Consider the following 21,290-nt stretch of genomic DNA (forward strand, 5'->3'; position numbering starts at 1 on the left):
ATGCCGGATGCCAAACGGCCCCTGCCAGCCCCTACGCGTATCACTCAACCTTTCTGGGATGCCGCCAGGCAAGGCCGACTGCTCATACAGCGATGCAAGGCCTGCGGGAAGCTGCAGTTCTATCCGCGCCTGCTCTGCTTGGCTTGTTTGTCTGATGATATGGATTGGCAGGAAAGCCACGGGCGCGGCACGATCTATACGTTCACAATCAACCGCCGCGCCGCCAGCCTGCATATGAGCAACAAGACTCCCTACGCCGTGGCCATCATCGACCTCGAAGAGGGTGTGCGGATGATGGGCCAGGTAGTCACATCGGACTTGTCTGACTTGCATATTGGCGCGCACGTCCGAGTCGCTTTTGAAGTGGCGTCGCCCGAGATATCGCTGCCTATATTTGAATTATTGAACGGATCAAAGAACAAATAAGGTGTCTTAATATCTTCTAGGCGAACATATGGTATTCTAAGAGAACATTTTTTCTACTCTTGAAGTTCCATTCGAAGTTATGAGCACCCCTGAAAACGATCGATTTGTCCGTTCCTTCGCGCGTGGCCTAACCGTTATTTCCGCGCTGGGGCGCAAGCCTGGGCATCACTCCATCGCCTCAGTTGCAGAACTAACCGAGCTGCCCCGCGCCGTTGCCCGTCGTATCCTGGCCACGCTTTGCGAACTAGGCTATGCGCGTGTCGAAGGCCGGGAATTCCGGCTTACGCCGCGTGTTCTTACACTCGGCCTGTCGTATTTGACATCCTTGCCTTATTTCGCACATGCTCAGCAGGCGCTGATTGAAATTTCCTCAGAAATAGATGAATCTTGCGCCATGGCGGTCATGGATACGACCGAGATCGTATTCATCCAAAGAATTCCGTCGCGCAAGGTCCTATCTCCGAACCTGGTCATAGGCAGCCGGCTACCCGCCTACGCAACATCTCCCGGGCGGGTGCTGCTGGCGAACCTGGACCCATCCGAGGTCGATGTATATTTCGATAAGGCTCATTTGAAGGCCTATACCGAGCGCACCATTGTGGAGAAGTCCGCGCTTGTCACGCTGCTTTCCGAAGTCCGAGAGCAAGGCTACGCGTGGGTCGACAGGGAACTCGATCCAGACGTTTCCGGTTTGTCGGTGCCCGTGCGGGATGATGATCGGAACGTAGTAGCCGCGCTATCGGTCAATGTGCTGTCCGAAGGCTGGACTGAGGCTCAGGCAGTGAAAAAGTTTTTGTCGCCGTTACGGCGTGCTGCGAGCTGCATCCGGTTTCAATGAGGCATCGAGTGAATGCTGTTCCGAATAGAGATCGCTGTACCGCCGTTTGGCAAGTTCTTCGAGTTCAATCAGCTGGGCTTGATCCCGCCGGATGATCTGGTTCACCACTTGCTTGATGGCCAACAATGCCTCAGGTTTGTTTCGACTGATTTCTTCGGCTAGCGCCCTTGCCGCTTGCTCCAGTTCTGCCGCAGGCACCACTTGGTTGATCAGACCCATGGCCAGCGCCTCGTGGGAGCTGATTCGGCGGGAGGTGAACAGCAGTTCCTTGGTTTTCATCGGACCCAGGACTTCGTATAGACGGCTCGCTCGAAGGGTGATAACACCGAGTTTGGCGTGCGTATCTTGGAAAATTGAGTCTTGTGCCGCGATAATCATGTCGCAACTTATCGCCAGTGTCAGGCCGCCAGTGATCGCATAGCCTGCCACTGCGGCAATCGTCGGTTTAGGACAATATTCGACGGCGGCAAACGCGCGTGAGCGTTGATCCTCGAAGTCTGGCGGTATATCTCGATCGTTAAAGTCGCGACCGCTGGAAAATACACCACCATTGCCGCTGAGCACTATCACCACTATATCGGGCTCAGCCACCAGATCGTCGATTCCGCGATGTATTTCTTGGAAAGTAAGCGCGCTAAGGGCATTCTTCACCTGAGGTCTGTTCAGGAGCAGCCAGCCGATTTTGCCCTCCTTGCGAATTTCTATCGTTTCATAGCTAGTGTTCATCGGTGCCTCACAGTGATTTTTCGCGCAGCTTGCGCTTCAGTATCTTCATCGTGGCGGGGGAGCGGGGAAATGAGGCAACGAAGACGACGGCTGCCGGGATCATATACTTTGGTACTCGCGGACGCAGAAAATCGATCACGTCCTCAGTAGTCATTGCGGCTAGCTCTCGACGCTGGATGAAGACCTGTAATTCGTCATCGCCTAGGCTAGAGTCGACGCCCAGCACCGCACAGTCCTCAACGCCATCGCATTGCCGGATCAGCCCTTCCAGATATTCCACCGGTATTGATTCCCCCTTGACACGTACTGTATCGTTGGAGCGACCAACGAAGTAGAGATCATTGTTTTCGTCAATGTAGCCGTAGTCGCCACTGCAGTACCAAGAGCCCCGAAAAGCCTTTGCGGTCGCGTCCGGCAATCCGTAGTAGCCGCTAAACATTACATGCGGCACAATTGATCGCACGAGGATTTCTCCCTTCTGGCCTTTCGGAAGCTCCCGGCCTTCGGCATCCGCCACGATGACTTCCAGGTCTCCTCGTACACGACCCGCATAGCCAACAGGGAAGGCGCCAGCTTCGTCGCGGCTGACCCGGCCTAGCGCTGTCAAGCCACCCGCTTCAGTACTTCCATAGCCCAGCACCGCATGAGACAAGGAGAAGCGCTCGATGAACTCCACATATTTGCCTCCAACTGTCACCACTGCGCGCGCAGTGGTGGTTGAAACAGCACCATCCGTGGCGTTGGCCAAGAGCATGTTCAGAGGAACTGCGTGTAGCACCAGTATGGTTGCCTGGCAGCGGCTCACTTGGCTCCAATAACGACTGACGCTGAAGCGTTCGGCGACGAAGCAACTGGCGCCGGCCAGCAAGGCGCCGACAAGTCCCAAAAAAAGATTGCCATGATAATTCGGCAGGCAGGCAAAGTAGCGGTCGTCTCTCGACACGCCAAGGCAATGGTTGATGTGCGCACTTACCGAAATACGAGCGGAGTGACTAAGACAGCAAGCCTTCGGCAGCCCAGTGGTTCCCGAGGTAAAGATCAGTTGCACTACATCCGAGGAAGCCACCCGCGTCGCTGGGGGTTTCTTGTCGTTGTGTGACAGCAGGTCTTGGAAATCCCATTCGTCCACGTTTTTCGCGGCTATCCTGTCGTTATAGGGCCAGCATATCTTCGCTTTGATGCTGCCTTGCGTGGGAAGACGCAGTTTGGCCATGTTGGCCTCATCCAATATGACCACTGCCGGCTGCAACCTGTCGATCAAACTATTCAAGAGGTCGGCGTCATAATCGGGGTTCATGAAAACATTAATAGCCCCGAGCTTGGCTACTGCGAAATACAGGCAAATCATGTCGATACCGTTAGGTATCGACATGACCACACGGTCCCCCTGAAGCACGCCCAGGCTCGATAATCCATAGGCCAGATTATTGGCGCGCCGCATCAGTTCGCCATAGGTAATCGTATCGTGTTCAGTCTGATAGGCAATTTTGTCGGGCGATGTCTGTGCGCGCTGATCCAGCAATTGGCCAAGCGTCCACTGCCTGCAAGAGATGAGGTCCATGACGCTATGCGGTTTGTGTTGCGCTGGAGTCGATCAGGCTCACGCAATCGCGCGCGCTTTTCAGCGCGCTGCCGTAGCCTGATCCGCAAGGATAAGAATAATCACCTGCGATTCTCAGTCCATGTACGCCAGTCGGTGCCAGCGATGGGCGGAATGGGCCGCTACGGCCGATCCGCGGTGGGTACAAGACATTCATGTATTCGGCGCGCAGCAGCCATTCAACGTTCTCGTCAAACTTGCCCGGCCAGATACCGCGCAAGGCGCTCAGACATTTTTCGTGCAGTGCGGCAGATTCATTCCGCCGATTCAGCGGCAACCTGCCGTGAGAATTGCAGATCAGGTAATGACGCCCAGGCGGGGCGAGCGAGCGATCGATATACGTAGGTACAGTGACCAGGCCATGCCAATGCTCGGACGCCAGGCCAACCGTAAACTGGAAGAACTGCTGGCCATCGCCGAAGCCATCAAACAATTCCTCTTTGACGCCGACAAGCAAGCCGCAATAAATCGTGCCTTCGGCGATAATGGCTTCCACCTTGGAAACCAGATCCGGAAGTAGTGCCTTTTTTTCGACAATACTAAAGAGTTGCGAGCCGGGCACGGCGCAAATGACCAGTTCTGCGTCGAAATCGATCTTGGTTACCGTCAACCCGGCAGAATAGGTTTTGATTGCCTTTACGCCAGTGACCCGGCCGTTTTCGATTACAACCTGTTTGACGGCCGTCTCGGTATAGACTGCGCCGCCGTTGGCGAGAATTCGATCGGCCAGCGCTTGCGAAAAGCTGAGACAGCCGCCCTTGGCGGGATAGTTGACAACATGTGTGGAGTTCCATGCATCGTGCATGGTTTCAATAAAAGCGCCGGCCGAGACCTCGGACATCGATGCGCCAGCAAAACCAGTGGCGCGGCGGAATGTATCGTGCACCTTCGGATTGCTGGTGACTCGGCTGATCCACTCATTGGCCGATATCTCATGATATTCCCGTTTTTCGAGCTCCTCCCGCGTCATTTCCTTGATGATCTTGCGTACAGCGCGATAATCGTCGCGTGCATCCTCGCCCAGCTTCTCTTTGGAGGTAAGCGGCCCATAGCGTCGGGTTTCGAGATCGAAGCTCATCAGGGTGGGCGTCACGGGAACCATATTCATTTCCGCGCCAACTTCTTCGAAAATTGCCTTCATGCCACTGGCTTCGAAGGCGGCCGCGAAATGAGAGCCTGTATCGATGGTGTAGCCCTCATGCTGGAACGATGATGCTCGGCCACCTACTGAAGCTTCCTTTTCCAGCAACGCTACCTTGTAGCCGCGCTTCGACAATAGCGCCCCTACCGCGCATCCGGCGGGTCCTCCCCCTACGATAATTGCGTCGAATTTTTCACCCATTGTTTGCCTCGTGTAATTATTGACCGCGCCGTGAATGTCAGATCGGTAATTGTTCGTCAGTTGGTATAACCTCCTGGCGAACCAAATATTCATTTGGTGAACATAATTATAGCGATAGGATGTTTAGTGTCAAGGCGTATTTTGTTGCGGACCCGCGGTTTGATTGGGCCCTTATGGGAGGGCAAAGCGGTCTACAGTTGCAAAATAAGAACGAGTTCATCCAACGCCAAGGCTTCGAGGCGCCGCAGGCGCTCCAGGGCAGGACTATCCACTAGCCGCGCCAAGCCGCGCTCGAATGGCGATTTGTTCGCGAACTCCGGTGTGAGGAAGCGGCGCGCGGCATCGGAGAGCTGCGCGGCCCTTACCCCGCCCCCACGCCCGCCGCGACGCGGAATCCGCGATTGCTGGCGGAACTGGATGGCGTGTTCGAATTCCTGGCTGCCACCCGGTAGCGGTTGCAGTAGGAATCATGGCAAAAAAAGGAGCTTCCGCGCATCGAGCGCCTGCCTGTATCTTCGGCATATCTTGGACTGTCCGCGCCTGTCAGCGCATGGTAGGCGGGCGTGAACCAGTCCTCGCACCATTCCCATACGTTGCTGCCGCAAAGCCGGCATCCGGATTCCCGAGGACCAGCATACGCAGCCCTATCGTGGAGATCTGGCACGCCGCGGAAGCACCGAGGCGCCGCGCCTCACGCGGGGCTGTCGCCCAGTATGAGGCTGGCGGCTTTCTCGCCTATCATGATGGCGGCGGCGTTGGTGTTGGTCGAGACGATCCGGGGCATGACCGAGGCATCGACCACGCGAAGGTTCTGGATTCCCCGCAGCCGAAGGTCCGGGTCGACCACTGACCGGCTGTCGCCGCCCATGCGGCATGTGCTCGTGGGGTGAAAGACGGTGCCTCCCTTGTTCCTCGCAAAGGCGGCGAGGTCCGCGCGATCGCGGACGGCGTTTCCCGGCAGGTATTCCTCGGGCGTGACCAGGTCGCGGAAAGCGGGTTGCCGATAAATTTCCCGCAGTATCTCCAGGCCGGACGTCAAGACGTCGATGTCCTTGCGTTCAGTGAGGTAGTTGGTAAGGATGCGCGGAGGGGCGGCGGGGTCGGCCGAGGAAATCCGGACTTCGCCCGCGGACTCCGGCCGGCATTGCGTTGCGGAGGCGGAGAAGCCCGAGAACGAATGCAGCGGATCGCCCGGCTTGTCGACCGACAAAGGCATGACATTCAGGAGCACGTCGGCGCGGCCGTTCCGGGCGTGTTCGCTGCACACCATGCCGCCTACCTGGCCGGCTCCGACCGTCAAGGGGCCGCGTTTCTGGAATAGCCACTGCGCGCCCATTTTCGCCAGCTTGACCGGGTTGCGCACGTCGTCGTTGAGCGACATCTTTTTCTTGAGCTTTACGATTACGCGGGCCTGGTAGTGGTCTTGCAGGTTCTTTCCCACTTCCGGCGCATCGACATGCACGGAAATATCATGTTGCCGCAGGAGCTCGGCCGGGCCGATGCCGGACAACTGCAGGATTTGCGGCGATTGTATGGCGCCGGCGCACAGAAGCACTTCCGCCCCCGCATGGGCCTGGAGCAGCTTGCCATCTTCCCGCCATTCGACGCCATAGGCTTTCCCCTGGCTGATCAATATGCGCGTAACCAGGGCGCCGGTCTTGATTGCCAGGTTCGGCCGCCGCCTTGCGGGGCGCAGGAACGCCGTGGAAGCATCGCAGCGCCAATGCCCCCGCAGCGTGAGTTGATACGAGCCCAGGCCGCTGTCGTTCGCGCCGTTGAAGTCCGAAGAGCGCGGGAAGCCCATTTGCGTTCCCGCTTGCAGCCAGGCGTCGCAATACGGATGGTGATTGCGCAATTCCGATACGCAGAGTTCGCCGCCGGCGCCATGGTATTTGCTCTCGCCCCCGTCGTAGCGCTCCGAACGCCTGAAGAAAGGCAGGACTTCGTCGTAGCTCCAGCCCGTGGCGCCGGACGCGGCCCAGTCGTCATAGTCGGCATGCTGTCCTCGTATATACAGCAGCCCGTTGATCGAGCTGGATCCGCCCAGGCCCCGGCCGCGTGGCCAGACTATCCGCCGGTTTCCCGTTTCGGGCTGAGGCGCGGTATCGAACTGCCAGGAGTAGCGGGGATCATAAATGGTCCGGAAATAGCCCACCGGCAGCTTCAGCCAGAAGTTGCGCTCGGATCCGCCGGCCTCGAGCAATAAAACCCGATGCGCGGGATTGGCGCTAAGCCGGTTTGCCAGCACGCAGCCCGCGGATCCGGCGCCGATAACAATATAGTCATATTCGTTTTTTACGGACATCGTCTTACCAGTTATTCTCTCGATTAGCGGGCGCGGGCGGCTTCGGCCGGCCCTGGCCCGCCTTGCCTGAGCGCGGGCTGTCGGCGGGCTACTGCCGTGGGCCGGGTATGCCCAGGCGGATGAAAGCCTCCGCGGGCGCTTCGTTTGCCTGCATGATATTCGACATGGATTCCAGCAGCCGGTTTTCTATCGCTTCATCGCGAAAAGGATGTTGCTGCTCCGGGTCGGTTTCAAGATCGTAAAGCACGGTGGTCGTATCCTCGTATCCGCCGCCCTGCCCCTGGTGGCCCGTCGGCTGCCCCTTCGCGTTGCGACGAGCCGGCACTTTCAGGAGCGGCACGCCTTGCGAGAAGCCGAACGGCGATGTCAGTTCCGCCGCGCGCAGATCGTCGACGTGAAACATGCTCTTGAGGTGCATGGGCATCAGGGTATATTCGTATAGCGATTGTTTCGCCATGTCTTCGGGATAGCGGAAATAGGTGTAGCGCCCGTCGGTGATATTGGTGCCCGCGCCGAACATCCCATAAAGCGCGGCTTCGCGTACGGGCTGGTCCCGGGCCAGGAGCGGCAGCAAGGAATGGCCTTCGACAGTCCCCGGCGGCGTCTGCCCATGGCAGTCCAGCAGGGTCGGCATGATGTCTATGGTCTGGGTCAATGCTTTCCTGCGCGTTCCCGCCTGGCTTGCGTAATCCGGGTGGTGAATCATCAAGGGGATGTGCGCTATCTCGTTGAAGAAAGGCATCCTGTTCTTGCCCCACCAATCGTGCTCGGCCAGCAGGAAACCATGATCCGTCGTCAGCACGACGGCCGTGTCGCGCCACATGCCGTGTTCGTCCATATAGTCGAGCAATTTCCCGAAATAAGCGTCGCACATGGTCAGCAGCGCGGCATAATTCGCGCGCAGCTCTTGCACTTCGGTTCCGCTTTCCTCCAGGCGCTTGTAGCGGGGCCAATCCAGAATGGGGCCCTGGTAGCCGGTGGGGTACTTTTCCCGGAAGCGCGCGGGGGCGAAAAAGGGCTCGTGCGGGTCGAAACATTCGAGGTGCAGCAGCCAGTCGTCGGCCGCGCGATTCAAGTCCAGGAACTCGAACGCCGAGGCGAAAGAGCGCGGGCAGCAAAAATCACTTTCATCCCGCATGAACTCGCGGTTCACCATGGCCTGGGTGCGGCCGTCCTGTTTGCCCTGGGGCTGCTGCATGGGGTGGTACATGGACTGGAACCGCTCAAGCGGGGGCTGGACCATGGCCTTCCATTTGTCCCATTCCTGCCCGCGCACAAAATCCCAGGATGAATAGCGATTATGGTAGGTGGCGCCGCCGTCCTCCCAGTAGTGATAATGGTCCGATACCAGGTGGGTGTAGACATCGCCGGCGCGCAATAATTCGGAGAACGATTGATCGAAGGGTTCCAGCGGCCCCCAGCTCCGATGCAGAAAATTCAAGCGCCCGGTATGCATATCCCTGCGGGCCGGCATGCATGGCAGACTACCCGCGAAATGGTTGTCGAAAGTGACCGCCCTTTCGGAAAACCGCTGGAAATTGGGGGTTTCGATGGATGTGCCGCCATAGCATTCCAATGCATTGCGAACCAGGGAGTCAAATAGTACGAAAATTGTACGCATTACTTAATCCAGTTTGATGTTGGCCGATTGAGCGACTTTCGCCCATTTGCTGAAATCCTGCTGTACATAGGACTTGAAGTCCTGGGCGGATGCGCCCGTGGCGGCCGTCATCCCGCTGCGTTCCAGGGTGGCTTGCAGTTCCTTGTCGCCTATGGCGGCGGTGATCGCCTTGTTCAACCGGCCTATGATTTCCGCGGGCGTGCCGGCGGGGGCCAAATATCCTATCCATTGATCGAGGTCGAAATCGCCGACCCCCGCCTCCGCCATGGTCGGAACTTGCGGCAGCTGGGGCATGCGTTTCGCGCTTGCCACCGCCAGCGCCTTCACCTTGTTGGCGCTGATCTGCGGCAAAGCCACCGCGGCATTGGCAAAGTGAAAATCGACCAGCCCCGACATCTGGTCGATCATCGCGGGCGGGCCTCCCTTGTACGGCACATGGACAATGTCCAGCTTTTCCGCCGTTTTCAACATTTCCCCGGCGAAATTCCCCGGCGTCCCCGCGCCGGCGGAAGCGTAGCTGAGTTTTCCCGGGGATTTTCTGGCGGCGGCAATGATCTGCGCCAATGATTGCGGCCCTTCCGGGGCGGCGACCAGAATCAGGGACGTATAGGCGGCGCCAGCAATGGGCTCGAAATCTTTGTTGACGTCGAATGGCATATTCGAACGTATTGCGGCATTCATATTCATTGCGCTGGTCGTCAGCATGATGGTGTAGCCATCGGGCGCCGATCTGGCGACCTCCGCCGCGCCTATCATCCCTCCGGCCCCGGGCTTGTTTTCGACGATTACAGCGACTCCCAGGCTTTTCTGCAGCTTCTCCGCGACCAGCCGGGCGGGCAGATCCACGAGCCCGCCTGCCGGCCATGGCACTACCACGTGCAGGGGCTTGGCGGGATAGTCCGCCGCCCAGACGGGCGCCGTCGTGAAGCATGCGGCGATAAGCCCCGCGGCAAAACATTTCAGTTTCATATTGTCTCTCTCAATAGTTATCGATGCCGGCTGGCTTGTCTGTTTGCAGCAAATAGTACTATAGACCATACGTTAAGACAATAAACCAGCAATAACAATGGAAAGACCATGGATTCCGCCTGCGGCTCCACTCTTCTGACGGCCTTAGCTTAGGGCATAAGATCCATCTCGACTCTTACGGAGTCGCCCCGATAAGTCACTTCCGCCAAATATATGATTTTTCCTTGCGCGTCCTTGAAAATGCGCCGGACCTCCGCTACCGGGGCATTGATGGAAAGATTCAAGAGCTGCGCCACTTCCATGTCCGCGGTGCCGATGGTCAAGGCCTGGTGGGCATCCGCTACCTTGTTCATGGACGCAAGCAAGGGAATGACCGTTTCGTTGCGAAACCGTTCAGGCTGCTGGCGAAAGAGCTCCTCGTCCAAGTAAATATTGATAATGCAGTATGGCTGGCCGCCGCGGGAATGGACGCGCCGCATGAACACATATTGCGCCGCCGCGACACCCTCTTCGGGCAGTATGGGCGGCGGCCGGCTCGCCTCGTCGATATTCACGATAGTCGGATTGGTGTCCCGGTACACGTTCGCTAGGGCCTCAAGAGTGGTCACCACCTTGATCCACCGATTGCTCTTGGGGCGGTTCGTGACGAACGTGCCCCGACCCTGTTGGCGGGAAACCAGGCCCTCGCGGGCCAGCACGTCGACAGCTTGCCTTACGGTTACCCGGGCGACGCCAAATTCAGCAAGCAACTGCTCCAGCGAAGGAAGCTTATGGCCCTCGGGCCAATCGCCCCGGACGATGCGCTGGCGCATCAATTCCGACAATTGAAGATAGCGGGGAACCGGGCTTTCCGAAAACTTTATGTTCATAACGGCTCTTAAATGGCGGAAATGCCGATCATCTTACAATGGCGTACTTTGCAGCATCGCAGGCTATAAAGCAACGTATCCGGCCTTGGCGCAAGCCGCGGCGGATAGCGAGGCCGGGCGCAAGCTGCTTTAAAGCAGACAGGGCAAGCCGCCTGCCAGGCCCTTGACCTGCAAAGGCATAGCGAGCAGTATGAAGCTGCATTCGCATCCCTGAAGTCAAGGAGCGCCAAGCCCAGGAGATGCTGGACTTTTGCGCCTGGAAGGGCATTCTGCCCGATTGCGAGATGATCCGCACGGATCAGATCAATGAGGCTTTCGAAAGAATGAAGCGCGCCGATGTGCGCTGCCGCTTCGTGATCGATATGACATCGCTGGTGAAGGAAGCGACGCCGTGACTGCATGGCTGGAAATCCGTTCCGTGGGCGGCGAACGCGAGGCTGAAGACATATCACAGGAGGATCCCATGCGCGGAAAATGGATCTTGATCACCCTTGCAGGCGTGTTGGCCTTGCCGCTGCTGGTGGCGCCTATCGTCCTGGCGCCTGGCCGGGAGCCGGCGGACACGCTTCCCGCCGCCGCGCTCGATCCCGCCGAGCAGGCCCGCATGATCGACGCTATGCGGCCGCCAAAACGCGCGCGGCCGGCGATTGCGATCATCACCCTCAACGACGCGACCGAAGTGGCCGACTTGCTGGTCGCGTATGGCATTCTCCGGCGCGCCGATGTGGCCGATGTGACCGTGGTCGCGCAGCGGGCCGCGCCGGTCCGGCTCTATCCGCCGAAGATCAGCATCGAGCCGGAAGCGGCAATCCACGCTTTCGATGAGCGCTATCCCGAGGGCGCCGACTATATCGTGGTCCCGGCGATGGATCCGGAAAACGACCCCTTCGTCATGGACTGGATCTCTGCCCAGTTGCGCAAAGGCGCCAAGATCGTCTCGATCTGCAACGGGGCCAGGACTCTCGCCGCCGCCGGATTGCTCGACGGCCGGCGCGCCACCGCGCACTGGTATTCCGTTCGCCAATTGCGCAAGGCGCACCCGGCCATACAATGGCTGGGGGACAGGCGCTATGTCACCGACAATGGCATTACGACATCGACAGGCGTTTCCGCCAACATCCCGTTGATGCTGGCCCTCGTGGAGGCGATAGGCGGCCGTGATGCCGCCGAGCACGTGGCCGGCGAGATCGGCGCGGCAGGCTGGGACGCGCGCCATCGCTCGTCGGCATTTCAGCTCACCGGCGAGCACAAGAAGACGTTCGTGCGCAACAAGCTCTCGTTCTGGCGCCATGAAACCATCGGGGTCCCCGTGGCCGGGAACGTGGATGAAATCGCCCTGGGCCTGACGCTGGAAGCCTATTCGCGCAGCGAACTGGCCCGGGTGATGACAGTCGGGAACAAGGGCGAGGCAGTCCGCAGCAGACACGGCCTGACGATACGCCCGGACCGGCCGATCGAGAGCGCCGCCGTGGACGACATGCTCGCGCCGCCGCCTTCCGATGCGCCGGCGATGACGATGGATCGCGAGCTGGCGCGCATCGCCTCCCGATATGACCGCCATACCGCCGCGATCGTAGCGCTGGCGATGGAATACCCGTGGGCTCCGGGCTACGCCCGGGCGGCGGGCCGGTAGTCCTGCACTTCATATGCGCGCCGGCGGCAGGATCAATATCCGGCCGATCAGACGAAACAGGCTGATCATATCGTCGCCGCCCACGAGGCGGTGGAATCCGGCAAGGTATTGGGAAATGTCGTGCTGATGATTTAAGGGGACGCCCGCTCAGCCCTGCCAGTTGACCAGCAAGGCCGTGCCGTACAGTCCGATCGCGAACACGACGTGGCCGGCAATGTTGAGCATCCTGGCGCGCGCTGGGTTGGCTGCTTTTGAACAGGCGATGCCGGCGCCCATGCCCGGCTGCAGGATGAACCAGCCCGCGCCCACGGTAACCAGGCCGACGATCAATGCGGCGTTAAAACTGGGGGCGCGGGCCCAGCCCAAGCCCCAGATGGCAAGCAGCGCGGCGGCAAAAACCATGCCTACGACGTAGTGCATGATCCATCCGACAAGAAGTTCGCCAGGCACTGCTGCGGAGCGTGCGATACCGCCGCCATGCACCAGCCGGCCTCTAGGCAGGTAGGCGAACCAGCGGCCGACCAGCCCCCAGTTGGGCGTGGGCAATCCAAAGGCCGCCTTGAGCAATCGGGCCCAGATATCAAGCAACGCCGTCGCGCCGCCGCCTATCAGCACCGAGAGATAAATGAATTCGAGCATGATGCCTTTGTCGTTGTGAACCCGCGAATCAGTGGACGTAGCCGCCAGGCGGCTGGCGCATTTTGAAATCTGTCAGATCAGCTCTCGTCTATGGCGCCAAGCAGATCTTCCAGCGAACCGGCCACCAGGATGCGGCCCGTCCAATCGGATAGCGCGGCCTCATCGGCTGCCTCCAGCCGCGCTTTCGCCCAGGACGGCAAGGGGCCGAATTTCAAGACCATTTGCTGTTGCAAAGTCATCAGCTTGCCGCGCAGTTCGCCCCGCTCTAGTCCACGCTCCAGCCCCAGTTCCATGCCACGCTTTTCGGCCCGCCGCTCAATACTCGTCACATAAGCCACGTTATGCTCCTTTTCTATCGCTTCCAGCGCTTGTTCGAATGCCGGCTCCAGTGCCGGCGGCAATATCAATATCCAGTCGACCAGACGATACAGGCTGATTATATCGTCGCGGCCATATTCGTGGCGATAGAGCAGCTCCATTAAACCGATCTTGGCAGCCAGCCGCCCGGGGCCGTCCCGGTGATGCGCATGGGCCTGGAGTTGCGCGATGACGATCACGGCAAAGGGATTGGATCGGGCTCGGGCCTCGAGTTCCGCCCAGCGCGACCACCACTGCCCCAGGTGTATCACCGGGCAGCGGAACTGCATGCCGCTACCCAAGGGCTCTGCGCTGCCCTGGAATTCCAGCCTGTGGTCCAGTTGCGGCGGCCCGCCACGGCTGTTGGTCAGGATCGCAAAGCTGGCAAACCCCAGTGAGCCTTGGGCAAAGTGAAGAACTCCGGCCTGTCGGCCGGAGCTTCTCCGCCACAACGCAGGGGCGCCTTCGGCGCCGCATTGGTCTTGCCTCGCTTGACCTCGCCCTGAAGGGCGAGGCTTGCGCTTAGGCTCGTGGTCAATATGATTGCGATCCACTATCCGATAACAATAGATTTGCATGCGCAGAGCAAGGCCGGCCAACGCCCGAGGCCCGGCGCCGCCGCCTTGAGCCTCCACATGCACAAGCAGCCATGCGGGTCGTTCAAGCACGGTCCTGACCTTGACCAATTTATCCGCCTGGCGCCGCCCGCGGCGCAGACTGTGTGAAACGGCCTGGAACTCCTTGTCCAGAAATTGCGGCGGATGGGACCAGTCTATGATGGCATGCAGCTCGGGCATCAGCAGGGCCAGCGCCGGCTCGAAGTACTGTTCCAGGGCGTCTTTCCAGGGCGAGTCGTAGTCGTTGCGGACGGTATTGAGGGTCGAAGAGTTATCGCCATCAGCGCCGCTCGTATGATGGCGGCCGGCCCCGGCAGGCGCGCGTTTAGCGGCCGGCCTTTGCTTGGCCGGCTTGTCGGGTGGAGGCTTTATGGTCGAGCGCTTGCGTGGAGGAGAAACCATTTTGGCCGTCCCTGGGTTGGCAAGGAACGACCACTGTAGGCACAGGAGTGAAAAAACGATAGATCGGCGATTACGGGTGGACGGATTTGTCAGTTGCAGCAAGCGCCGGCTCGAAGTACCGCTCCAGCGCCTGCTTCCCGGGCGAATCGTCGTCAGGCAGCAAAGCCGCTAGGCGCTTCCAGCGATTGCGCGGGAACGTCTAGTTCTTGATGCTGAACACGTTCTCCGCCCTGTATACGAAATCCCGCCCCAGCGGCGCGATGCATTCCAGGAAATGGCGGGAATTGGCCTGCCTGGGCAGCATCCAGTCGTGCAGCTCTATGATCAATACATAGAACTGGTCGACCCATTCGGTATTGGCGGCAAAGATGTTTTCTTCGAAGCCCTCGACGTCTATCTTCACCAGAAACGGGATCTGATTATTCTTTTCCGCGCCGGCCACCAATTCGTTGATGGATACCAGAGCCAGGTCGCCCTGCGTATCGACTCTGGTCTGGAAGGCCCAGTTGTCGGCCGTGGGGTTATGGATGTTCGCGCGGCCCGCGGCGCTGGCAAGGCCCGCATGAAGCAACTGTATATTGGAAGTGTTCCGGCAGTTTTCGCTGGCCACGTGGAAGTTGTTGGGTTCGGGCTCGATGCCGATGACATGCGCCCTGGGGAATTCATTCGCAAAGTAAAGGCATGAGGCCCCGATATTGGCGCCGGCGTCAATGATCAGCGGCACACGCCCCGATGCGCAGATTTCTTCATACCTTGCGCTGATGTCCTGATGGCGGTCGAACACCCTCAGGCCATAGTCTTCTTCCACGAAAATTTGCTTGATGACCGCGCGATCGATTTTGTCGCGCGTATTGACCATGATTCTGGACCGGGTCTTCTTGTCGTACAGGACTTGCCTGGCAATGAACGGCGGCCGCGCGACAACGAAACGCGAGCGCCTGGACGCGAGCTGTTTGAGCGCTTTCACTGACCAGTTCAGGGTCTTTCCGATGGTATTGAAGGACATAGGCCAGAAATTAATATGATTGATGATTGATACTGCGGCTTGAACAGGCGATTATATCCACTCGGCGGCCCACTGCGCCTGCCGGCGGGCGGCGATGGCTTTGGTTCTTGTCCTGGCAGCCAGAGATGGCCCCGTCCCCGCAGGCCGCGCATCCCCGTATATGCTCGATAAACAAATCCCCCCCCCTCAAGCTGAAGCCATGACCTCAACCACCAACGCGATAATTTCACAGATCGTCCTGCTGCCGACCAGCCTGTTGCTGCTGATGGCCGCGGGCTGCCTTTTGCTGGCAGTCCGCTGGCGCCGCTCGGGCTGGACGCTGCTCCTTGTCGGGATAGGCGGCCTGGGCGTCCTGAGCATGCCGTTCACGGCTCAGAAAATGATGCATACGCTGGAACAGCGCTCTCCGGTCGAACCCGGCCTTCTGGCCCAGGCCCAGGCCATCGTCGTGCTGGGAGGCGGCATCGACCCGAGCCAGCCGGAATATGCGGCCGACACCGCCAACAGCGCCAGCCTGGCGCGCATACGCTATGCCGCTTTCCTGTATCGCCAACACGAGCTGCCCATACTCGTGACCGGCGGAAACTCCACGGGCGGCGAGGCGGACGGCTGGGTGATGAAGCGCGAACTCGAAACGCTATTCGATGTGCCCGTGCACTGGGTGGAAACGAAGTCCGTGAACACGGCGGAAAACGCGGAATTCTCCTGGGAGATCCTCGGGCCGGAAGGCGTCCATACCATCGCGCTGCTTACACAGGCCTGGCATATGCCGCGGGCCAGGCAGGCTTTTGAACGGGCGGGCTTCACCGTCGTCCCCGCCCCCACCGTTTTCCATGTCGAGCCGGTGCAAGGCATCATGAACTTCATTCCCCAGGCGGATTACTTGAGCATGGCCAATACAGCGATACACGAGTGGGTGGGGATGCTGTGGTACCGGATGACGGACGGGGGCAGGCCCGCGTCCGCCCGCCCGGGCTAAACCGGGTCCCTGGTGGGTTCGCCGTTCACCAATCGCAGTATGCCCAGCGGATTCGCGTTCTGCAGCGCGGGCGGCAGCAGCGCATCCGGATAGTTCTGGTAGCACACCGGGCGCAGATAGCGGTCTATGGCCAGGCTGCCGACCGATGTGCCGCGCGCATCCGACGTGGCGGGATAGGGGCCGCCGTGGACCATGGCGTCGCACACCTCGACGCCGGTGGGAAAGCCATTCAGCAACAGGCGGCCGGCCTTTTCCTCCAGGATGGACACCAGCGCCTGCTGTCCGGCGACTTCGGTCTCGGTGGCGATAATGGTCGCGGTCAACTGCCCGTGCATGCCAGCCAGGAATGCGGCCATCTGCGCCATGCTGTCGAAGCTGACGAGCACGGTGGACGGCCCGAAAACCTCCTCTTCCAGCGGCGCATCGGCATTATCCAGAAGCAGCGCGGGTTTTGCCTTGAACACGTGGGCAGTGGCCTTGCCGGCCGCCGTCGCGCCGCTGGCCAGGATTTCCGCGCCGTTCAGGGACTTCAGGCGATCCAGCCCGGCTTCATAGCTGTCGAGCGCGCCGCGGTTGAGCATGGTCTGGGCGGGCATGGCGCCGAACGCGCCAGCCAATTGTTCGGCGAAGGCGCTCAGCTCGGGCGACTGCACGCCCAGAATCAGGCCGGGGCTGGTGCATAGTTGGCCGCATCCCATGGACACGGATGCGGCCAGGTCGCGGGCCACCGCGGCGCCGCGCTCCTGCAGCGCGCCGGGGAGCAATACGATAGGGTTGATACTGGACATCTCCGCAAACACAGGGATGGGATCGGGGCGCGCGGCGGCCAGGTCGCATAGCGCGCGGCCGCCTTTCAGCGAGCCGGTGAAGCCCACCGCCTTGATGCCCGGCGCTTGCACCAGCCTTGCGCCCACGCCCGTGCCGTAAATCATGTTGAATACGCCGGCCGGAATCCCGCAACGCTCGCGCGCCCGTTCTATCGCATCGGCGACCCGTTCGGAGGTCACCATATGGCCTGTATGGGCCTTGACCACGACCGGGCAGCCCGCGGCCAGCGCCGCCGCCGTATCGCCGCCCGCCACGGAAAAGGCCAGAGGAAAATTGCTGGCTCCGAAAACCGCCACCGGCCCCATGCCCATCCGGCACAGCCTTATGTCGGGACGGGGCATAGGCTGCCGCTGCGGCAGCGCGGTATCGATGCGCGCGCCGTGGAAATCCCCGCGCCTCAGCACGCGGGCAAAGAGACGCATTTGATTGCTGGTGCGCAGCTTTTCACCTTGCAGCCGGCCCGCCGGCAGCGCGGTTTCATCCGACACCTCGGCGATGAAGTCGTCGCCCAGCGCGTCGATTTCTTCGGCTATCTGATCCAGGAAATCCGCCCGGCGCTCGATGGAAAGCGTCCGGTATTCGCGATAGGCGCGGCTTGCCGCCAGGACCGCCTCGTCGATTTCTTCCGGCGTCGCCTGGTGGAAAGAAACGGGATAGGCCAGCCCGCTGTCGGCGCCGATGCTTTGCTGCGCAGTCGCGCCGCGCGCGCTGCGTTGTCCGCCGATGTAGTTGTGCCCCAGAACCGGGGCGCTGACGATGTCATTCATTAGATGCGTTCCAAAAAAAAGTTACATGGACCGTTCCAGCATCCATACGTAGTCGGCGTCGGATGCTTCGCGGGGATTCGTCTTGTGGCTGTGGTCGGCCAGCGCGCCATGGACTATGCGCGGAAACAAATCGCGCGATACGCCCATTTCCGCCAGGCCTGCCGGCAGCCCCAGCCGCTTGCTCAGGTCCTGAATGGCGGCGCCGATAGCCTCGGCGCCGGAATTTTCAAGCCCCATGGCCTGCGCCATGCGTTCCAGCTTCTGCTCTTGCTGCAGGGAAGGCGATGCGGCATTGAACTCGATGACCGCAGGCAGGAAGACAGCATTCAGCGTGCCATGGTGCAGTTTGGGGTTGATGCCGCCCAATGAGTGGCTGAGGCTGTGTACGCAGCCCAGCCCTTTCTGGAAAGCCATGGCGCCCTGCATGGACGCGCTCATCATGTTCAGGCGGGCCTCGCGGTCCTGGGGATTGCGCGTGGCCCGCTCTATATGCAGCCATGCGCGGCGCAAGCCGTCCAGCGCAATGCCGTCCGCAGGAGGGTTGAATGCCGGCGACATGAAAGTTTCCAGGCAATGGGCGATGGCATCCATGCCTGTCGCGGCGGTCAGCATGGCTGGAAGGCCCAGTGTCATGGATGGATCACAGATGGCCGACTTGGGCACCAGGTGCGGCGACAGCACGCCTACCTTGCGTCCGTCGTTCAGGATCAGGATGGCGCCGCGGCCGACTTCGCTGCCTGTCCCGGCGGTGGTGGGAATGGCGATGACAGGCGCGGTAGCGGCGGTAATGCGCCCGGCGCCGCCCTCGATCACGGCGAAAGTCTTCAGCTCGCCTTCGTGGGTTCCGCAAACCGCCACGCCTTTTGCCAGGTCGATGGAAGAGCCGCCCCCGACGGCGATGATGCCGTCGAACCCGCCATCGCGGAACACGCGGACGGCGGCGAGCACCGCCGCCTCGTTCGGGTTCGAAGGGGTGCCGTCGAAAATCGCCGCGTCGCCCGGCTTGTCCAGCTGGGCGAGCACCCGGTCGACCAGACCCGCCTTCCTGACGCCCGCATCCGTGACTATCATCGGATGCCGTATGCCTACCCGATCGCATTCCTGCTGCAATGAAGCCAGCGCGTCATAGCCGAACTGAACCTGGGTGATGTAGTTGATAATTGCCATGTATGCATCGCTTTTCGTTATATATTGATAAAACCCTTACAGCACGAGAGCAGGATGCCCTTGCACAGGCAGCCGAAAGGCGCTATTTTGTTGCTCCTTGGGTAATTTACGTCAATTCGCGCCCCTTGAAAATTGACGGGCACGCATACAGGTATAACTTTTCTTCATGGACAAGCTTCCCACTCTGGCCAAAATGATGTCGCGCCTCAGGCTCAAGCAATTGCATCTGCTCAGCGCCCTGGCCGACCATGGGTCGCTGCTCAAGGCGGCGGAAAAAGTGTCGCTCACGCAGCCCGGGGCCAGCAAGGCCCTGCAGGAAGTCGAGTCCATATTCGGCATGCCGCTGTTTGCCCGCACTCCGCGGGGCCTGGTCGCCACCGCGGAGGGGCACTGCGCCATCCGCTATGCGCGGCTCATCCAGACCGATCTGGCGCAACTGCACGACGAACTCGAAGACATGCTTCAGGGGCAGGGAGGGCGGCTGAATATCGGCGTCATCATGGGCGCGGTGCCCTTGCTTGCGGAGGAATTGACGCGGCTGCTGGCGCAGTATCCCGACATCGCCATCGGGATCGTGGAAGACACCAGCGCCAGGCTGCTGCAATTGCTCGAGCAGGGCCGGCTGGATGCCGCCATCTGCCGCAGTTCCGTCGGCGCGCAGCCGCATCTTTACGAAAGCGTCGATATCCACCACGAGACGCTGGCGGTGGTCGGCAGCATAGACCACCCCATGGCCGCCCGCGAGCGCCTGGAACTGGCCGACCTGGGCGCGTCCCGGTGGGTGGTGTACTCGGCCAATATGCCTATGCGGCGCCTGCTGGAGCGCGAATTCCACGAAGCCGGGCTGCGCTTCCCGCATCAATTGTTCGAAACCACATCGACGTTCGCCACGCTGGCGCTGCTGCGGCGGCAGCCGGACATTGTCGCGCTGCTGGCCATGGATGTGGCGGAGTTTTTCGCTTCGCTGGGGATTATGCGTATCCTTCCGCTGCGCCTGAAATCGCGCAGCGAACCCTACCAGCTGGTTACGCGCCGCGGCGCCGTGCTGTCGCCGGCGGCGCAATTATTCCTGCGGTCGTTTCCAGGCCCCGATTCGGATTATCCTCAACCATGATGACGTACAATCAAAACGCCCGGAACGTTCCGGCGCGTCCGAGAACGTTCTCCCGCTTGCCTTCGGCCCCTTTGACGGCGATACCGCCATCCAATATAAATACAAGAGGGCGCGGCGTGGCGGGAAGAATGGAACAGAAGCTGCAGGAGGCAGACTAATGGCCCGCCAGATACCCCCTCTCAATCCTTTGCGCGCCTTCGAGGTCGCAGCCAGGCTGCTGAGCTTCACCAAGGCCGGAGAAGAACTCTTCGTCACCCCTTCCGCGGTCAGCCACCAGATCAAGGTGCTGGAGGACAGCCTGGGCGTAGCGCTGTTCATACGGCAGGCCAAGTCGCTGGTGCTTACGTCGGCCGGGCAGGCCTATCTGCCCGAAGTCCAGCGCGCGTTCAAGCAGATAGCCGCCGCCACCCAGCGGCTGCATACGCATCATCTTTCGGTGCTGAAGATCAACACGCCGCCGACGTTCGCGGTCAAGTGGCTGATCCCCCGCATGGCGCGCTTCATGGCCGCCAATCCGACGATAGACCTGAAGGTATCCACTTCGGCCCAGATCGTCGATTTCAGCCGCGAAGACCTGGACCTGGCCATCCATTACGGCCGCGGCGTCTACCCCGGCATGCACACCGAACAATGCCTGTCGGTGGAGGTCTTCCCCGTATGCAGCCCGGCGCTCATGCAAGGTCCGCATCCGCTGCATCACCCCGAGGACCTGAAGTTCCACACACTGCTGCATGACGACAGCACCTACACCGACGCGAGCAACCCGGACTGGGCCATGTGGCTCAAGCATGTGGGCGCCACCGATATCGACGCGACGCGCGGCCCGTCGTTCTGGCCCAGCCATCTGGTCATCAACGCCGCCCTGGACGGCCTGGGCGTGGCGCTCGCCAAGAAAAACTGGGTCACCAACGAGCTGGCGCAAGGGAAATTGATCAGGCCATTCGAGGCCAGCATTCCCGTCGAGTTCGGCTATTTCATCGCCTATCCCGAAGAGCGCGGCGACGATCCCCGCATCAGCACCTTCGTCAACTGGGTCCGCAGCGAAGTCGCCCACGACGAGGCATCCGCCTGACGCGAACCGCGCG

At 60.5% G+C, this 21,290-nt stretch carries 20 protein-coding genes; 7 read left to right on the top strand and 13 right to left on the bottom strand.

What is annotated here, in order from left to right; genetic code table 11:
- On the top strand, positions 1-426 hold the full coding sequence (locus tag BUB23_RS08775; protein WP_073102745.1) for a Zn-ribbon domain-containing OB-fold protein: 426 nt from the start codon (positions 1-3) through the stop codon (positions 424-426).
- 79 nt (positions 427-505) lie between these two features.
- Positions 506-1,264 (top strand): IclR family transcriptional regulator domain-containing protein, encoded by a 759-nt coding sequence (locus BUB23_RS08780; protein WP_073102746.1) that lies wholly within the window; start codon positions 506-508, stop codon positions 1,262-1,264.
- On the opposite strand, the gene BUB23_RS08785 is transcribed toward BUB23_RS08780, so the two are convergent.
- The 8 genes from BUB23_RS08785 to BUB23_RS08820 form a co-directional block, all read right to left on the bottom strand.
- Entirely contained in the window at positions 1,229-1,990 is a 762-nt protein-coding gene (locus BUB23_RS08785; RefSeq protein ID WP_073102747.1) for an enoyl-CoA hydratase/isomerase family protein, read from the bottom strand. The two genes, BUB23_RS08780 and BUB23_RS08785, sit on opposite strands and share 36 nt — an antisense overlap.
- Before the next feature lie 7 nt (positions 1,991-1,997).
- Positions 1,998-3,551 carry a class I adenylate-forming enzyme family protein gene (locus BUB23_RS08790; RefSeq protein ID WP_073102748.1) on the bottom strand — a complete coding sequence of 518 codons (1,554 nt, stop codon included), beginning with the start codon at positions 3,549-3,551 and terminating at the stop codon, positions 1,998-2,000.
- Between the two features lie 4 nt (positions 3,552-3,555).
- Entirely contained in the window at positions 3,556-4,932 is a 1,377-nt protein-coding gene (locus BUB23_RS08795) for a phytoene desaturase family protein (protein ID WP_073102749.1), read from the bottom strand.
- A 361-nt stretch (positions 4,933-5,293) separates the two neighbouring features.
- Positions 5,294-5,596, bottom strand: a complete 303-nt coding sequence (locus tag BUB23_RS27800) for a formylglycine-generating enzyme family protein (protein WP_084135907.1) — start codon at positions 5,594-5,596, stop codon at positions 5,294-5,296.
- A 27-nt stretch (positions 5,597-5,623) separates the two neighbouring features.
- On the bottom strand, positions 5,624-7,237 hold the full coding sequence (locus tag BUB23_RS08805) for a GMC family oxidoreductase (RefSeq protein ID WP_073102750.1): 1,614 nt from the start codon (positions 7,235-7,237) through the stop codon (positions 5,624-5,626).
- Between the two features lie 88 nt (positions 7,238-7,325).
- Positions 7,326-8,858 (bottom strand): sulfatase, encoded by a 1,533-nt coding sequence (locus BUB23_RS08810; RefSeq protein WP_073102751.1) that lies wholly within the window; start codon positions 8,856-8,858, stop codon positions 7,326-7,328.
- Positions 8,859-8,861: 3 nt separating this feature from the next.
- Positions 8,862-9,827 carry a Bug family tripartite tricarboxylate transporter substrate binding protein gene (locus BUB23_RS08815; protein ID WP_073102752.1) on the bottom strand — a complete coding sequence of 322 codons (966 nt, stop codon included), beginning with the start codon at positions 9,825-9,827 and terminating at the stop codon, positions 8,862-8,864.
- Positions 9,828-9,976: 149 nt separating this feature from the next.
- Positions 9,977-10,696 carry a GntR family transcriptional regulator gene (locus tag BUB23_RS08820; protein WP_073102753.1) on the bottom strand — a complete coding sequence of 240 codons (720 nt, stop codon included), beginning with the start codon at positions 10,694-10,696 and terminating at the stop codon, positions 9,977-9,979.
- Positions 10,697-10,935: 239 nt separating this feature from the next.
- Between BUB23_RS08820 and BUB23_RS26665 the strand changes: the two genes are divergently transcribed.
- Both BUB23_RS26665 and BUB23_RS08825 read left to right on the top strand, forming a co-directional pair.
- Positions 10,936-11,091: a hypothetical protein gene (locus tag BUB23_RS26665; RefSeq protein WP_425439534.1), complete on the top strand. Its 156-nt coding sequence runs from the start codon at positions 10,936-10,938 to the stop codon at positions 11,089-11,091.
- A complete protein-coding gene (locus BUB23_RS08825; RefSeq protein WP_084135909.1) occupies positions 11,088-12,329 on the top strand; it encodes a DJ-1/PfpI family protein in 1,242 nt (413 codons plus the stop codon). The genes BUB23_RS26665 and BUB23_RS08825 overlap by 4 nt, the downstream gene beginning before the upstream one ends.
- A 147-nt stretch (positions 12,330-12,476) precedes the next feature.
- Here the strand turns inward: BUB23_RS08825 and BUB23_RS08830 are convergent, their stop codons facing one another.
- From BUB23_RS08830 to BUB23_RS08840, 3 genes are all read right to left on the bottom strand, one after another.
- Positions 12,477-12,968: a DUF2938 domain-containing protein gene (locus BUB23_RS08830; RefSeq protein ID WP_073102754.1), complete on the bottom strand. Its 492-nt coding sequence runs from the start codon at positions 12,966-12,968 to the stop codon at positions 12,477-12,479.
- 77 nt (positions 12,969-13,045) lie between these two features.
- Positions 13,046-14,344 carry a hypothetical protein gene (locus BUB23_RS08835; RefSeq protein WP_073102755.1) on the bottom strand — a complete coding sequence of 433 codons (1,299 nt, stop codon included), beginning with the start codon at positions 14,342-14,344 and terminating at the stop codon, positions 13,046-13,048.
- Between the two features lie 199 nt (positions 14,345-14,543).
- Positions 14,544-15,350: an FkbM family methyltransferase gene (locus BUB23_RS08840; RefSeq protein WP_073102756.1), complete on the bottom strand. Its 807-nt coding sequence runs from the start codon at positions 15,348-15,350 to the stop codon at positions 14,544-14,546.
- Positions 15,351-15,549: 199 nt separating this feature from the next.
- On the opposite strand from BUB23_RS08840, the gene BUB23_RS08845 reads away from it, so the two are divergent.
- Complete coding sequence (locus BUB23_RS08845) at positions 15,550-16,329, top strand: YdcF family protein (protein WP_073102757.1); 780 nt, start codon at positions 15,550-15,552, stop codon at positions 16,327-16,329.
- Here the strand turns inward: BUB23_RS08845 and BUB23_RS08850 are convergent.
- Entirely contained in the window at positions 16,326-17,924 is a 1,599-nt protein-coding gene (locus BUB23_RS08850; RefSeq protein WP_073102758.1) for an aldehyde dehydrogenase (NADP(+)), read from the bottom strand. The genes BUB23_RS08845 and BUB23_RS08850 overlap by 4 nt on opposite strands.
- Before the next feature lie 21 nt (positions 17,925-17,945).
- On the bottom strand, positions 17,946-19,091 hold the full coding sequence (locus BUB23_RS08855) for an iron-containing alcohol dehydrogenase (protein ID WP_073102759.1): 1,146 nt from the start codon (positions 19,089-19,091) through the stop codon (positions 17,946-17,948).
- 166 nt (positions 19,092-19,257) lie between these two features.
- Here BUB23_RS08855 and BUB23_RS08860 point away from each other — a divergent pair, with 166 nt between their 5' ends.
- Positions 19,258-20,205: a LysR family transcriptional regulator gene (locus BUB23_RS08860; RefSeq protein WP_073102760.1), complete on the top strand. Its 948-nt coding sequence runs from the start codon at positions 19,258-19,260 to the stop codon at positions 20,203-20,205.
- A 157-nt stretch (positions 20,206-20,362) separates the two neighbouring features.
- On the top strand, positions 20,363-21,277 hold the full coding sequence (gene gcvA, locus BUB23_RS08865; RefSeq protein WP_073102761.1) for a transcriptional regulator GcvA: 915 nt from the start codon (positions 20,363-20,365) through the stop codon (positions 21,275-21,277).
- Positions 21,278-21,290 lie beyond the last annotated feature (13 nt).

Origin of the sequence: Pollutimonas bauzanensis (assembly GCF_900129885.1) — a bacterium.
GTDB lineage: Bacteria > Pseudomonadota > Gammaproteobacteria > Burkholderiales > Burkholderiaceae_B > Pollutimonas > Pollutimonas bauzanensis.